Annotated in this window: 13 protein-coding genes; 4 read left to right on the top strand and 9 right to left on the bottom strand. The window is 38.3% G+C overall.

Annotated features, from left to right (window positions below):
• Nucleotides 1–35: 35 nt before the first annotated feature.
• Nucleotides 36–806 carry a gluconate 2-dehydrogenase subunit 3 family protein gene (locus NYE61_RS20210; RefSeq protein ID WP_339316480.1) on the bottom strand — a complete coding sequence of 257 codons (771 nt, stop codon included), beginning with the start codon at nt 804–806 and terminating at the stop codon, nt 36–38.
• A 357-nt stretch (nt 807–1,163) separates the two neighbouring features.
• On the opposite strand from NYE61_RS20210, the gene NYE61_RS20205 reads away from it, so the two are divergent.
• Both NYE61_RS20205 and NYE61_RS20200 read left to right on the top strand, forming a co-directional pair.
• Nucleotides 1,164–2,861 carry a M3 family oligoendopeptidase gene (locus tag NYE61_RS20205; RefSeq protein WP_339316478.1) on the top strand — a complete coding sequence of 566 codons (1,698 nt, stop codon included), beginning with the start codon at nt 1,164–1,166 and terminating at the stop codon, nt 2,859–2,861.
• 154 nt (nt 2,862–3,015) lie between these two features.
• Nucleotides 3,016–3,801, top strand: a complete 786-nt coding sequence (locus NYE61_RS20200) for an HAD family hydrolase (protein ID WP_095310704.1) — start codon at nt 3,016–3,018, stop codon at nt 3,799–3,801.
• A 90-nt stretch (nt 3,802–3,891) separates the two neighbouring features.
• Here NYE61_RS20200 and NYE61_RS20195 read toward each other — a convergent pair whose 3' ends face one another.
• Both NYE61_RS20195 and NYE61_RS20190 read right to left on the bottom strand, forming a co-directional pair.
• The gene (locus NYE61_RS20195; protein WP_095310705.1) at nt 3,892–4,419 is read right to left on the bottom strand and encodes a chromate transporter; all 528 of its coding nucleotides are present in this window, start codon (nt 4,417–4,419) and stop codon (nt 3,892–3,894) included.
• On the bottom strand, nt 4,416–4,988 hold the full coding sequence (locus NYE61_RS20190) for a chromate transporter (protein WP_339316475.1): 573 nt from the start codon (nt 4,986–4,988) through the stop codon (nt 4,416–4,418). Before NYE61_RS20190 ends, NYE61_RS20195 begins: the two co-directional genes overlap by 4 nt.
• A 644-nt stretch (nt 4,989–5,632) precedes the next feature.
• On the opposite strand from NYE61_RS20190, the gene pflB reads away from it, so the two are divergent.
• Together pflB and pflA are read left to right on the top strand one after the other, a co-directional pair.
• Nucleotides 5,633–7,876 carry a formate C-acetyltransferase gene (gene pflB, locus NYE61_RS20185; protein ID WP_339316473.1) on the top strand — a complete coding sequence of 748 codons (2,244 nt, stop codon included), beginning with the start codon at nt 5,633–5,635 and terminating at the stop codon, nt 7,874–7,876.
• Between the two features lie 114 nt (nt 7,877–7,990).
• Complete coding sequence (pflA, locus tag NYE61_RS20180) at nt 7,991–8,716, top strand: pyruvate formate-lyase-activating protein (RefSeq protein WP_095310710.1); 726 nt, start codon at nt 7,991–7,993, stop codon at nt 8,714–8,716.
• Nucleotides 8,717–8,766: 50 nt separating this feature from the next.
• On the opposite strand, the gene NYE61_RS20175 is transcribed toward pflA, so the two are convergent.
• The 6 genes from NYE61_RS20175 to opp4B form a co-directional block, all read right to left on the bottom strand.
• Nucleotides 8,767–9,048: a YciI family protein gene (locus NYE61_RS20175; RefSeq protein ID WP_095310712.1), complete on the bottom strand. Its 282-nt coding sequence runs from the start codon at nt 9,046–9,048 to the stop codon at nt 8,767–8,769.
• 111 nt (nt 9,049–9,159) lie between these two features.
• Nucleotides 9,160–11,004 (bottom strand): asparagine synthase (glutamine-hydrolyzing), encoded by a 1,845-nt coding sequence (gene asnB / locus NYE61_RS20170; protein ID WP_339316471.1) that lies wholly within the window; start codon nt 11,002–11,004, stop codon nt 9,160–9,162.
• 298 nt (nt 11,005–11,302) lie between these two features.
• On the bottom strand, nt 11,303–11,980 hold the full coding sequence (gene rpiA / locus NYE61_RS20165; protein WP_095310715.1) for a ribose-5-phosphate isomerase RpiA: 678 nt from the start codon (nt 11,978–11,980) through the stop codon (nt 11,303–11,305).
• Between the two features lie 175 nt (nt 11,981–12,155).
• Nucleotides 12,156–14,015, bottom strand: a complete 1,860-nt coding sequence (gene opp4A, locus NYE61_RS20160) for an oligopeptide ABC transporter substrate-binding protein (protein ID WP_095310717.1) — start codon at nt 14,013–14,015, stop codon at nt 12,156–12,158.
• Between the two features lie 141 nt (nt 14,016–14,156).
• Nucleotides 14,157–15,059 (bottom strand): ABC transporter permease, encoded by a 903-nt coding sequence (locus NYE61_RS20155; RefSeq protein WP_095310831.1) that lies wholly within the window; start codon nt 15,057–15,059, stop codon nt 14,157–14,159.
• 34 nt (nt 15,060–15,093) lie between these two features.
• Complete coding sequence (gene opp4B / locus NYE61_RS20150; RefSeq protein ID WP_095310719.1) at nt 15,094–16,056, bottom strand: oligopeptide ABC transporter permease; 963 nt, start codon at nt 16,054–16,056, stop codon at nt 15,094–15,096.
• Nucleotide 16,057: the final 1 nt, after the last annotated feature.

Here is a 16,057-nt window from a genome sequence, read left to right as displayed (position 1 = left end):
GTTTGTCAATTCCTTTCTTCAAGTCCCTCTTCAATTTAGTGCCCCATATGGCTTTGTAAACTTTCAGGTTCCAATTCAATAAATTCTTTGCTTACCACTTCATTGTTATAGTTCATTCGAGAACCCGGGAATTTGCGCATTGCCCAGCCTTCCATGTCTTTGTTCCCGCCATACATTGGATCTGCGTACGCACCTTCGATCGTTAATATACGAAGCAAGTCAAAGAAAATACTGCTCGATACGCCGGAAAGTTTGTATTCCCCATTTTCAAACTCGGTCAAAATCTCATCCTGCTGTTCGCCTTCTAATGAAGTAAATTTACTGTCAAATTTATTCCCACTATAGTCATCCAGTCCCTTTAACCCCAATAAGAATAAATCTTTCCGTAAAATACGTACTTGTTCCTGTTGAGTGGCCTCTGCTTTATAAAATGCACCTAACATATAGTCCTTTGCATTAATTCCCCAAGGACTCGCCAATTGATGGTCAATATAAATAGCTACATTTAAATCAGCTGCACCTGGTCCATTCTCATCTGCAGGGAAAATCCGCTCTGTTGCAGCAATTGTAGTTTGGTACTGATCAGGTGTGAAAAACATTAATGCAGCATTTGGATTTGCTGCAGGAGCGGCATGTTCGTGCTCAGTTTTTGGTGCTTGGTGCTGTTTTTCACCACCAAAACCAATTAAGCCTCCAAGCACACTACCAACTACTACCCCGCCAGCTGCTACTCCAGAATTTCTAAGGAATTTACGCCTTGAAGACCCCTTCTCGTCAAGTCCATATTTCTCTGATTCTTCCATCATATAACCCCCAGTAAATAGACTGATAATATTTGATTTGGTTGCTTATGAAAGGAATTAATTACCCATTCAAAAGCACTACAAAGAAACTCTCACCCATTTCGGATGAGAGAGCTTCCATTTTACTATGTAGTAGAAAGCTTTTTTTAATCTCAATTAAAAGAATTATAGCATAGTAATACTTCTAAATAACAATGCGAATTTGGTTATATATCATAACCAAATACTTATGAAAACGTTATATATCATAATTTTAGAATTTTATGTAATCATAAATTTTAAAAAGGATTACTTAAATTTAGAGGTTTCTTTACACAAGAAGTCGAATTATTAAATGATATATATTTGAGGGGGTCCACCATGCTAAAATTTGAAGAATATGTTTATGAAAGACCTATACTCCATGAGGAACAGGCGACATTTAAAGTGCTATTAAAGAAATTTACAGATGCACAATCAGCTGAAGAAGCAATTGCTGGCACAGAAAGCATCAATGCTTTTCGTAACAGACTATCAACTTTATTTAATTTGGTCTATATACGTGCATCAATCGATACAAAAGATGAGTTTTATCAAAAGGAACGTGACTATTTCGATGAGATTCAACCAAACCTAAAAGAAATGACCACCGAATTTTATAAAGAACTGGTTAACTCTCCCTATCGCAAGAATTTAGAAAAGCAGTTCGGTTCTCAGCTCTTTCAGCTTGTCGATAACGAAATTAAAGCTTTTTCACCTGAAATAATTAGCTTATTACAAAAGGAAAACAAGCTTTCTTCAGAATACTCAAAGCTTGTAGCCTCAGCAGAAGTAGCCTTTCAAGGTGAAACCTATACATTGGCACAGCTTGCCCCATTTGCACAAAACGAAGATAGAGAAGTTCGGAGGCAAGCAGTCACTGCATATGCAGGCTTTTTCGCGAGCCATGAGGATCAATTTAATTCCATTTATGATCAGCTCGTAAAAGTGCGACATGAGATTGCTGGGAAGCTTGGTTACAAAAATTTTGTGGAAGTTGGTTACTTACGAATGCAGCGAATTGGTTATAATGCTGAAATGGTTGCCGCATTCCGTAAGCAAGTTCGGGACTACATCGTTCCACTTGCTACAAAGCTATATGAGAAACAGGCAGCACGCATCGGTGTTGATACATTAAGATTTTATGATGAAAGCTTTCAATTTAAAAGTGGAAATGCTAAACCAAAAGGTTCCCCAGAATGGATTATTGAAAACGGCCAAAAAATGTACAAGGAATTATCCAATGAAACAAATGAATTTTTCCATTTTATGCTTGATCGTAATCTGATGGATCTTGAAGCAAAAAAAGGAAAAGAAGCCGGCGGATACTGTACATTCATTGAGGATTACGAGGCTCCATTTATCTTCGCCAATTTCAATGGAACCTCTGGTGATATTGATGTGCTAACACATGAAGCAGGACATGCTTTCCAAGTCTATACTAGTCGGAATCTGAAAGTGCCAGAATACGTTTTTCCTACAAGTGAAGCTGCAGAAATTCATTCCATGAGCATGGAATTTTTAACATGGCCATGGATGGAGCTTTTCTTCAAGGAAGATACCGATAAATATAAGTACTCCCATTTAGCTGATGGCCTACAATTTCTTCCTTATGGGGTTGCTGTTGATGAATTCCAGCATCTTGTATACGACAATCCAGACTGGACACCAGAACAACGTAAAGATGCTTGGAGAAAACTTGAAGAAATCTATTTACCACACCGTGATTACGACGGCAATGCATATCTAGCTTCTGGTGGGTATTGGCATCGTCAAGGACATATCTATGATATACCTTTCTATTATATTGATTACACGCTTGCTCAAATTTGCGCTTTCCAATTTTGGGAAAAGTCGCGTGAAAACCATGAGGATACATGGAAAGACTATCTAAACCTCAGTAAACAAGGCGGCTCACAGTCCTTCCTTAATCTTGTAAAGACAGCAAAACTGAATTCTCCGTTCGAGGCAGGAACAGTCCAAGCAGTTATTCAAACAATTGAAGATTGGCTCGATTCTGTGGACGATAAATCATTATAATATTATTTTAAAGCAGTATTCCGAATTGGATACTGCTTTTTTTAGTGTATCTAAAACCCAAAAGTTAATATTATGTAAACGTAATTGGTATTAGTACAATCCAAATTTCCTTTATGCTAGAATAGACTACAAAGCATACATAAAGGAGAACATTATGAGTTATAAAGTACTTTTTCTAGATATCGACGGTACCATCCTAAAACCAGATCACACATACACAGATTCAACAAAAGATGCTATTGAACAAGCAAAGCAAAATGGGGTTGAAGTTTTTATTGCAACCGGCAGACCATATATTGAAATTCAGGATCTTGCTGAAGAATTAACTATTGATTCATTTATTGCTTATAACGGCGGATATGCAATCTATCAAGATCAAACCGTGGTCAATGAACCAATGGATCCAACGATTGTAAAAGAATTCATCGAAATCGCTAAACAGCATAATCATGAACTTGTTCTTTATACAAAGGAAAAAAACTACTTCACAGATCTTAACCATCCATTTGTTAAAAAATTCAATGACATTTTCCAGTTGAAACAAAATGCGTTATTTACTGAGGAAGTTGCAGATCAAATCATAGGTGCTACCGTATTGAATATTGAACCAGGAGATGCATCACTTTATGAAATAGAAGAAAATATTCGCTTGTCACAAGTAAATGTAGAAGGGGCAACAAAGGCCTTTGATATTATTCGAAAGAACGTCAATAAAGGAGAAGCCGTTACAAAAATTCTTCAGCGCATCGGTATACCAATGGAGCAAGCTATCGCTTTTGGAGATGGAATGAATGATTGTGAAATGCTGCAAGCTGTAGGCGAAGGATTCGCAATGGATAATGCACATCCAGAACTATTTACTTACGCAAAGCACCGTACCACATCTGTTAGTGATTCTGGTATCTATAACGGCTTAAAAAAGCTCGGGGTTATCGAGTAATGGGAATATAAAAAGCAAAACCCAACAATCAAGGGGTTTTGCTTTTTTTCATAAGTTGAGGCTTATGGAGGCGATAAGGGCTAGATCTATTTATAAAAGAAAGCCACCGTAAATAAGAGCTCCGGCAATTACAAATGCAGGGTGTATTTTAAAACGCTCGATTAATAGAAAACTAACGCCAACCAGTAGTACCGTCTGCCAAATTCCAATTCCTATATAAGATTCACTGAAAAACCTCCATGCCATAACACCGAGCAATATAGCAATGACCGGCTGAACAAAAAGCGTTAACCGCTTTACTTTAGGAGAGTCCTTATATTTTAACAACAGTCCACCAAGGAATATTAATAAAATTAGAGATGGAGCCACAGTAGCAAATACGCCTACAATCGACCCAATAACCCCTCCTACTTCATAGCCTATGTACCCTGCCATCTTCGTTGCAATTGGACCTGGTAAAGAGTTTCCAAGCGCTAAAATCTCACTAAATTCCTGCACTGACATCCAACCATATCGTAATACCACTTCATTTTCAATAAGGGGAATGGAAGCAGGTCCTCCCCCATAGCCCAGAATACCCGGAATAAAAAAGGCGACAAAAATATCAATATAGATCATACATCTTCACCTTCTTTATTCTTTTTTTGCTTCTTGTGGACTGGCAGAGACAGCGCCAGGATGAGTAGAACAGCAATCAAAATTCCTGGATGCACCTGAAGAATTTGTAAAGTGATAAAGAAAATAGCAAGAAATATACATGTCTTTACCCATCCCAAGCCAATAGCAGCTTTTTGGGCAAATTGCCATGTCAAGACAGCCATCATCATCCCCACTACTGGAACGACTGCTGCCGTCATTCCTTGCACCCAATCAAATTCTTTAACTTGTGAAAGTGTAGTGAGTAAAACAATCATTAATAAAATCGTAGGTACAATCGTAGCAAGAACGGCATTTATCATTCCTAGTATACGGGCAACCCGATAACCAATATAACCAGGTAGCTTTGTTGCAATTGGACCCGGTAATGTGTTTGCTAAAGCAAGAATATCACCAAATTCCTCGTTATCCATCCATTTATAGTGATCAACTACTTCCTTTTGAATAAGCGGTATCGAAGCAGGTCCTCCCCCAAATCCGAGTATACCAACACGAAAAAAAGCAATAAATAAATTCCAATGTGTTTTCATTTGTCACAAACCTTTATCTATTTTTAGTATGTTGCCAGCCTATCCAGTGATGAGCTTTCGAGTAAGCCCGTGAATCCAGTAAATAGGCCCCAAATGTTGATGCTCTCTTAATGCTGGAACCCCATTCGCTTTAGATAATCAAATAACTCACTGCGCCAAGAAGCTCATAGCCTACATAACTTACAGAATGAACTTATCATTCCTTTGATTGGTAACTCATCTTTGACCAATCAAAGGAGCCTACTCTCTTCCCATTCGGGCTCTCATCACTTCTATGAACGACCAAATAAACCTACTCTCTTCTCATTCGGGCACTCATCACTTCTATGAACGACCAAATAAACTTATTCTCTTCTCATTCGGGCACTCATCACTTCTATGAATGACCAAATATACTTACTCTCTTCTCATTAGGGCACTCATCCATTTATGATTTCCTTAAATATGACGTTCAAATCATTTATACCATTATACGTGAATGAAACATATTTTTAAATATTTCATTCCTTCTTCATCGACACGATATAGTTACAATTCTGACACACTTCTTTAACATTTTAAATAACTTCATCTAAAAATATGTGATATGATAAATATATAAAGAATGCTCAATGTTTCACAATATCTTTTTTAGGAGGGTTATTATGGTTGTAACTGCTCAAAACAAAATGGATTTTAAAAGTGGAAAATGGCAAGAGGAAATTAATGTTCGCGACTTTATTATGCAAAACATTACTGTCTATACTGGTGATGAAAGCTTTTTAGCAGGATCGACAAGGAACACGACAATTTTATGGGAACAAGTGATGGATTTAACAAAGCAAGAACGAGAAAATGGTGGCGTATTGGATATGGACACATCAATTGTATCAACCATTACGTCACATGGAGCAGGCTATTTAAATAAAGGTATTGAAAAAATTGTTGGTGTCCAAACAGACCAACCTTTTAAGCGCTCTCTTCAACCATTTGGTGGTATTAGAATGGCAGAAGATGCTCTACATGCATACGGATATGAGTTAGATGAAGAAGTAAAGCATGTCTTCAACAATTATCGGAAGACACATAACCAAGGTGTTTTTGATGCATACACACCTGAAATGCGAGCAGCAAGAAAAGCTGGAATTATTACAGGTCTTCCTGATGCTTATGGACGCGGACGGATCATTGGCGATTACCGAAGAGTTGCTTTATATGGTGTTGACAGGCTAATCGCAGATAAACAAAAAGAACTTGCAGCAACGGGAGTTAATGGTGTGATGTCCGAGAAAATCATTCGTGACCGCGAAGAGCTTTCTGAACAAATTCGTGCCTTACAAGAATTAAAACAGCTCGGTTCAGATTATGGATATGATATTTCCAATCCTGCTACAAATGCAATCGAAGCGTTCCAATGGTTATATTTTGGTTATTTAGCAGCTATCAAGGAGCAAAACGGCGCAGCTATGAGTCTTGGCAGGGTTTCTACCTTCTTAGATATTTATATTGAGCGTGACATTCAAAATGGTGTCATTACAGAAGAAACAGCACAAGAGCTTGTCGATCATTTTGTAATGAAACTACGACTTGTAAAATTTGCAAGAACTCCAGATTACAATGAATTATTTAGTGGAGATCCAACTTGGGTTACAGAATCAATTGGTGGTATTGCTATAGATGGTACACCGCTTGTGACAAAGAATTCGTTCCGATTTTTACACACATTAGACAATCTTGGGCCTGCACCCGAACCAAACTTAACGGTTTTATGGTCTGATCAATTACCACGCCCTTTTAAGGAATACTGTGCATCTATGTCCATTAAAACAAGTTCAATTCAATATGAAAATGATGACCTCATGAGGAAACAATTTGGAGATGATTATGGAATTGCATGCTGTGTTTCTGCAATGGAAATTGGCAAGCAAATGCAGTTCTTCGGTGCACGAGCTAACTTAGCCAAAGCATTGCTATATGCAATTAATGGCGGGGTAGATGAACAATCCTTCACTCAAGTAGGACCGAACTATGAACCAATTACTTCCGAATATCTACACTATGAGGAAGTAATGGAAAAATATGACCAAATGCTAGAATGGCTTGCCGGATTATATATTAATACACTAAATGTGATTCACTACATGCATGACAAATATAGCTATGAACGAATTGAAATGGCATTACATGATAGAGACATTCTCCGGACAATGGCAACTGGGATTGCAGGATTATCAGTTGCAGCTGATTCACTAAGTGCCATTAAGCACACAAAGGTAAAAGTAATCCGCAATGAAGCTGGCTATGCCATCGACTACAAAATAGAAGGAGATTTCCCGAAATACGGAAACAATGATGACCGAGTTGACGCTATTGCAGTTGAACTTGTCACAGCCTTCATGAATAAAATCAAAAAGCATCAAACATACAGAAATTCTGTACCAACACTTTCTGTATTAACAATTACTTCCAATGTCGTTTATGGGAAGAAAACTGGAAATACACCAGATGGACGAAAAGCTGGAGAGCCCTTTGCTCCTGGAGCGAACCCATTGCATGGACGTGACGAAAAAGGAGCACTTGCATCCCTCAGCTCTGTCGCAAAATTGCCTTACGAATACGCATTAGACGGAATAAGCAACACCTTTTCCATTGTACCAAAAGCATTAGGGAGAGAAGAAAGTACACGAATTCAAAATCTAGCAGGAATGCTAGACGGATATACGATAAAAGGTGGACATCATTTAAACGTCAATGTGTTTGATCGCGAAACATTGCTCGATGCAATGGAGCATCCAGAACAATATCCACAGCTAACCATCCGTGTATCTGGATATGCGGTAAACTTTATTAAATTAACGAGAGAACAACAATTAGATGTTATTAATCGAACATTCCATAAAGGGATGTAAGCAAACCACTTGTAAGGAAAAAAGCATGCAATAGTTAGATGATATAGGTTCTCGCTTCCCTGTTTAAGGGGAGCACCCTATTACGTCAACAATTTTAATGGGGAGGTTTTTCAAGTGAAAGGTCGAATTCATTCTATCGAAACATGTGGAACCGTCGATGGTCCAGGTTTGCGCTATATAATTTTTATGCAAGGCTGCCCGCTCCGCTGCCAGTTTTGCCATAATCCAGACACATGGAAAATGGGCGATGGCAAGGAAATGACGGTAAATGAACTCGTCACGGACATCAAGGATTACCTCCCCTTTTTCCAAGCATCTGGTGGAGGCGTTACCGTAAGTGGCGGAGAACCATTGCTCCATGTTAAGTTTCTGATAGCCCTTTTTAAAGAACTAAAAGAATTAGGTATCCATACAGCAATTGATACTGCCGGTGGCTGTTTCTCCAAATCTCCTGCATTTCTGAAGCAGCTTGACGAACTCTTGGAACTAACTGATCTAGTGTTAATGGATATCAAACAGATTAATCCAGTGAAGCATAAAATACTAACTGGCATGTCTAACGATCATATTCTCCTACTTGCTCGTTATTTAGATAAAAAAAATATTCCTGTCTGGATCCGTCATGTGCTTGTTCCTGGACATAGTGATAATGAAGAGGATTTAAAGGATTTATCTCATTTTATTCATACACTAACTAATATCAAGAAAATCGAAGTATTACCTTATCATAAAATGGGCGTATATAAGTGGGAAGCACTAGGGTTAGAATATCCGCTTGACGCTGTCGAACCGCCAACAGATGCACGCGTTCAAAATGCAATACAAATTTTAAATGCATAACAAAAAGTCAGGACTCTCCTTTGAAAAAGGGCCCTGACTTTACATGTAATCTACTTTCCTGGTAAAACTGCTTCCGTAGTCATTTCCCATTCATGAATATCATACCCTCTTGCTCCATAAACAACATATGGATCGTTTTTCACAATTTCTTCAACCTCTTCAAAGCTTTCCGCGATGTAAATAACAAGTCCACCAGTACTATCCGTAAAACGACCTTTAGCAAAAACTTTCCCCTGTTCGGCTAACTTGCCTAAATAGTCTAAATGATCTTGACGGTACTGCCTGCTTTTTTCAGCATTCTTCATTGGTGAAAATGCAGCATAATACTTCATATGTATCCCCCTCCTAATTGAAACTAGCATTATTATATCGCAATTTTCAAAGAGTTACATAATAAAAGGTTCTTTTAAAAGGGAGCCAATCCTTTTAAGAGAACCTTTCTATCAAACTTGAATCTTCACATCATATTTACGTAGCCAATAATCAATTTGACATAAGTGTGCAATTAATTGGGGGCCGCGCATTAACTGACCATACCATGGCTCCTTAAATTCCTTCCCTTCACTGTTTACAATAGCTTCCACTTTTTCACGCTTCATAAATTCAAATAAACGAGCATTCGGATCTGCTAAAATTGTTTCCATCCACGCTATTACCTGCTTCGTATATTCTGGTTGAAAGGTCCTCGGATATGGACTCTTTTTTCGATATAAAACATCATCTGGTACAATACCTTCCAGCGCCTTGCGTAAAATTCCTTTTTCACGTCCATCGAGATTTTTCATTTCCCATGGGATATTCCAAACATATTCCACAATACGATGATCTGCATAAGGGACACGTACTTCTAGACTGGCTCCCATACTCATCCGATCCTTCCGGTCAAGCAGCTGCGCCATAAACCATTGCATATTTAAATAAAAAAGCTCTCTGCGCTTGGCTTCTTCAGGTGATTCACCATCCAGCCTTGGCGTTTCCAGAATAGTTTCCTGATAACGATTTTGAACATAGCTTTTTAAATCTAATTTCTTTTGCCATTGGGAATGAAGCAAGTCGATTCGCGCATCTAAAGAACGCATCCAAGGAAAACCATCTTGAATGGCCGACGGATCATGAAACCATGGATAGCCACCAAAGATTTCATCAGCACACTCACCGGACAATGCCACCGTTGTTCTTTCTTTAATCCGACGACAAAACCATAATAAAGATGAATCAATATCCGCTTGCCCTGGCTGATCTCGAACATCTACCGCTTCCTTCAGTAAAGCAGCAAGCTCAAGTCCAGAGATAATTTCATCATGATGATCTGTCGAAAATACATTAACCATCTGTTCAATCCAAGGCTTATCACTAGAGGGCTGGAAGGTACTTGACTGAAAATGTTGCTCATTTCCAGCATAATCTACTGAAAAAGTCGTTAATGTTCCCTTTCCTTTTTCCTTAAAATAGTCTGCAGCTATAGCTGTAATCGCGCTAGAGTCTAATCCACCAGATAACAAAGTAGATACAGGTACATCTGCTACAAGCTGCCGTTGCACTGCATCTACAACTAGTTCTCTTACCTTTTGCGCAGTATCTTCCAGTGAATCAATATGTGGCTTACTGACCATGTTCCAATAACGCCAAACTTTTAACCCATTTTTGGAAAAGATTAATGAATGCGCTGCACGAAGTTCACGTATACCTTTAAATAATCCGTGTCCAGGTGTTCTCGACGGCCCTAGACCAAAGATTTCCGATAAACCTTCATGATCTATTGCTGCATCAACAGCATCATGAGCTAGAATTGCTTTCAACTCTGAGCCAAAAATGAACTGCTCTTGTTCCTCATAAAAAAACAACGGTTTTACACCTAAACGGTCTCTCGACATAAAAAGCTGTTCTTTTTCTTCATCCCAGACACCAAATGCATAAATGCCATTGAGATAATTGACGCAATCTTCTTTCCACTCCAAGTAAGCTGTCAGCAAAACCTCTGTATCAGATGAGGTCTGGAATACATAACCTTTTTGAAGAAGCGTTTGGCGTAATTCCTCCGTATTGTAAAGCTCTCCATTATAAACAATCGTATAAGTAAAATCATTCTTTTTCTTACGCATTGGTTGTTTTCCGCCTTCTAAATCAACAACCGACAGCCGCTTATGTCCAAACCCAGTATGTTCATAGATCCAATGATTTGTTTCATCAGGTCCCCGTAATGATAACGTATCTGTCATTTTCTCCAAAACCGCTAGTCGTGTATGCGCATGCCTCTTCCAGTCAACAAATCCAGTTATTCCACACAAATGATGCCACCCTTTCCACCCACATTTTTAAGTCTACTTCTCATCGTATGCAAAAAAGCCGGATAAAGTGAAAGTGAGACTTCATTTAGCGGGGAGACTCCTTCCAACTAAATGTTAGTACCACAAGGGTATGACCTAAAGGCCCTTGAACAGAATCAGGAATTTACGGGCTGTTTTATCCCCTATCCTCAACATTCTGATTTTCTTCAGGATTGGAAGTCGAGATATCACAGCTCGTTAATGCGTGGTAAAAACACCCAAAGAATCTCCTCTAGGGTGTCTCTTCTATTACATCATTTTACTCGACAACAGTAACCGTTTCTTTATTTCCAATTATTACTTTCGTTGTCATATCGATAAATAAGCCAGTTTCTATTACTCCAACAATTTGCTTCAATTGTTTATTTAATTGATCTGGATCTGGTATTTTATTGAACGGACAATCCAATATGTAATTCCCATTATCGGTAACTAATATTTCTCCATCAAGCGTACGCAGCTTTGGCACACAGCCAAGTTTCGAAATTTCATTTGCTGTTCGTTCCCAAGCAAATGGAAGCACTTCGACAGGCAGTGGATACTCTCCCAAATGTGAAACCATTTTTGATTCATCCACAATAATAATCAGTTCCTTAGCAGCCTGTGCAATAATTTTCTCACGAAATAACGCTGCACCTCCACCTTTGATGAGTTGATGATTTTCATCTACTTCATCCGCACCATCAATTGTAATATCCAATTCCTTTACTTCCCGAAAATCAGTAAGTGGTACGCCAAATTCCTGCGCCCATTTCTCTGTTTGTTTTGATGATGGAATTCCCTCAATATTTACACCAGCATCAACAAGCTCACCTAGCTTCCGTACCATCCAATATACAGTTGATCCCGATCCAAGACCTATTTTCATACCATCTTTTACAAAAGTCGCAGCTTTTTCTCCAACTGCTTTTTTCATTTGATCTTGTTCCGTTAGCATTACTTACGCCTCCTTGATTATATATCTATTAATTATTATAGCTTATTCGACCCGTCCAGCAAAATCAGGAGAAATTTTATAAATACACTCAAATCGCAAGTTTGATAAATTTATATTAGATACGTAACCGCACAAAAAGAAGACTCACAAAACGAGCCTTCTTTTCATTTACTATTTATTCAGCTACAATTGGTTCTTCTTGCGTAACTGCAATATCATAACGATACATGTTTGTTCCATCACCGATATAGTAATTATGAACTCGATTATTTACAGGTACAAGCTCTGAACGGTATAATGTTGGGAATACAGGAACTTCATCAATCATGAATTGCTGCCACTCATTGTATACTTTTTGACGATTCTCTAGTTCAAAGGCATCCTCCGAAACTCCAGCAGCCAGTAATTCATCGTTTTTGTCACTTGAATAACGAGAGAAGTTGAAGATCGCGTCTCGGCCATACAATCCTCTAGGATCTACGTCGATTCCAACGCCCCAAGCTGCTGAGTAAATATCAACCGCTGGGTCATCATCACCATTTTGACCTACACGATCGTAGAATGAATTAAATTCTTGTAAACGTCCATCTAAAAGCTGCACATTTAAACCAACTTGTTCCCAAGCCTGGATATAGTATTGAGCTAATGGTTCTGCCACTTCTCCTCCAGACATAGAAGCAAAATTAATAACAAGCTCTTCGCCATCAGGATTTTCGCGGAAGTTATCTCCATCTACATCTACATAACCAGCCTCATCCAAAAGTTGTTTTGCTGCTTCTGGATCATATGAAACTCCAGCGTTTGAATCATCATGGAATTCTGGATGTGACGGTGGAATGAGTGTTGTTGCATTCCAACGTAGACCGTTATAGAAACGTTCACCAACAGTCGTGTTATCTACTGCATGCCACATTGCTTTACGTAGATTAACATCTGCCATTTTTGCTTCAGGATCTGTCACAACTTCACCATTTTCTTTGTCCCAAGTACCTAATTTAAATCCAATATATGAATATGACCTATCAATTCTTCCTAAATATTCAACATTGGACATTTCTGCATTGTCAGGGTATTGATCCACCTGGAATGCACTCACGGTATCAACACCACCGGATTCAAGCTCTTGTACTACCACATTCGGGTTAATTACTTTTACAGTAACACCATCTAAATTTGGCTCGCCTCTCCAGTAGTCTTCATTTTTAACCATGGTTACGGATTCCCCCGGTACAATGCTTTCTACCTTAAACGGACCAAATCCAATTGGGTTTTCACGTACTTCTGGTGATGCAGACATTTCTGCTACTTCCATATCACCAAAAATATGCTTCGCTAATGGATATGTCCAAATACTACCAGTTACTAGTGATGGTGTTGCTTGAATATAGGTGATCTCTAATGTTTTATCGTCAATCACTTTGATACCTGAAATCGTATCCGCTTCACCTGCATGGTACTCTTCCATTCCTTCAATATTAGTAAAATCTGAACCATATCGTGGGCCATCATAGTCTGGATGGCCAATTACTTCATGCGCGAACAACCAATCTTCAGCAGTGACTGGCTCACCATCATGCCAGTTTACATTATCACCAATCGTGAACGTAAAGACATGCCCATCTTCACTGATTTCATACGTAGCTGCTCCATCATTTGTATACACATAGTTTTCATCCCAAGTTAGCAAAGCCTCATCAAACCAATCTAAGATTTGAGCATCTGGATCTCCTGAGTAGAAATTCCAGTTTAGCGTTCCTTCAAATGCAGTATCCGAAACTAAACCAAATGTAAGTGTTCCTCCATCAATTGCTTCCCCTTCATTTGTCTTAATTTGATTAAAATCTTCAATTGAATAAAGTTCACTTTCACTATCACTTTCTCCTCCATCATCAGCCTCTGCTGAATCCCCAGAATCAGAACCACTATCAGTCCCTTCACTTTGACCATCATCAGAGTCCCCGCTACAAGCAGCTAATGCAACTAAAAGAACCAACATTAGTGCTAACAGCGCCTTCATAAGTTTTGACTTACCCATAACTCTAACCTCCCCTTTTTTTAAAAGCTTTTTCTTAATTTCAGTTTTTAATGACTGAAATTATATATCTAACATTAATACGATTTGAATAAAGGTATTAATGTAGGTACCAAAGTAAGATGTGTACACAACCATCCTTTATTAACCTCTTCGCTGCCTTGCATCAGTAGCGCGTTTTAATGCCTGGCCAACATTATTTATAGCAAGCATCAAAATTAGAATGAGTATTGCTGCCGGTAGCCAAATCCACCATCTAAATTCAAGCGTTTGCGGATTTCTAGCATAACTGATAAGTGTTCCAAGGCTTGGTGTACTTTCCGGAAAGCCAAATCCAAGGAAAGAAAGACCAGATTCAATTCCAATATTCGCTGCTAAGTTTAATGTCATTGTAACAATAATTATAGAACTTAAGTTAGGCAGAACTTGTGCAAACATAATTTTAAAATTGGACGAACCCAAAGTCTTCGAAGCTTGAACATAATCGAGCTCCCTTTCCTGTAATGCTTTCGAACGAATAAGCCTAGCAATCCCCATCCATAAAAAGGCGGACATAATAAGAGAGAAAGACCAAATGCTATAATCAGATACAATGGTTACAAAAACAATAACGATCATTAATGTTGGCAAAACCATGAAAAAGTCAACTAACCGCATAGCAGCGTTATCAATATGGCCTCCAAAATACCCAGAAATTAAGCCGAGCAAAATCCCAACTGTTCCTGATATTAAAGTAACTAATATTCCAATAGATAACGAGTTTCTCGTTCCAATAATTAATTGGCCAAACACATCACGACCACCATAATCCGTACCTAATATAAATTGATCATTTGGAGGTTCATGTATTGCAAATAAATCAACTTTTACAATTTCCCCTTGATCTAAAAATAAAGAAATACCATATACAAACATGCATGTAAGTATCAACAGGATTAAAGATATTAACGCAACTTTATCTCGGACAATTTCCCTCCATAAAATTGAAAATCCGGAGGGACTTCTTACTTGATCAGACGCTTGAACGTCTGCATTAACCTTGTTCATTTCCATTTTAACTCACCTCAGTGTCTCTCGGATTCTACTTGATGCGTATCCTTGGATCAACGATACTTAAAATAATATCAGAAAGCAAAGCACCTAATATGGCAGCAATACCAAAAATTAATACAACTGAAGTTACGACACTATAATCTCGTAAAAGTACGGAATCAAGGAATAATTGCCCCATTCCTGGAAAAGAAAATATACTTTCAATAAATATAGATCCTCCGATTAACCCTGAAATTTCATAGCCAAAAAAAGCAGCAATTGGCAATAATGAATTCCTGAAAATATGTCGATTATATACTCTCGATTCAGGAGCTCCCTTAGCCCTCGCAGTTACAATAAAGTCTTTCTGTTTCGTATCAATTATTTCACTTCGCAAATATTGAACCGTAGAAACTGTGGTAATTACTGCCATTGAAAATGCAGGTAATAATAAATGTTGTAACTTACTTATAAAATACTCAAATGTTCCTGGTGTTAGTCCTGGTGCAACACTTCCACCTGTTGGAAACCAACCAAAATGAAAACCGAAAACCCAAACCATCAATAAGGCGGTAATAAACAGTGGGGCTGCAAATCCAATATAGGTATAGCCTGTAATTGCACGGTCTAACCACGTATCGTTCCAGCGTCCGCTAATAATGCCCAACGGAATCGCCATTGCATATGTAAAAATTAGTGTAAGAAGTGACAACCAAAATGTGTTAATCATCCGTTGTTCAATCAGATCAGATACGGGCATCTTATATCGAAATGATTGTCCAAGATCCCCTTGTACGACGCCTTTAACCCAGTCACTATATTGAACATACCATGGATTGTTGAGACCTAGCCGTTCACGCTGCTCTTCGATTGCAGCCGGATCAATATTTGGATCGATTAAGCCAGTAAGTGCATCTCCCGGCATCATTTGCGCTAGAATAAAAATAATAACACTAAGTATTACAATTTGAGGAAAAGTTACAAAAAGTCGTCTAACAATAAATTTCCACATA

It is taken from the genome of Oceanobacillus sp. FSL W7-1304 (genome assembly GCF_037969805.1).
Taxonomy (GTDB): domain Bacteria; phylum Bacillota; class Bacilli; order Bacillales; family Amphibacillaceae; genus Oceanobacillus; species Oceanobacillus profundus.
The sequence above is the reverse complement of the archived record's forward strand: the minus strand, read 5'-3'. Positions and strand labels throughout refer to the sequence as shown.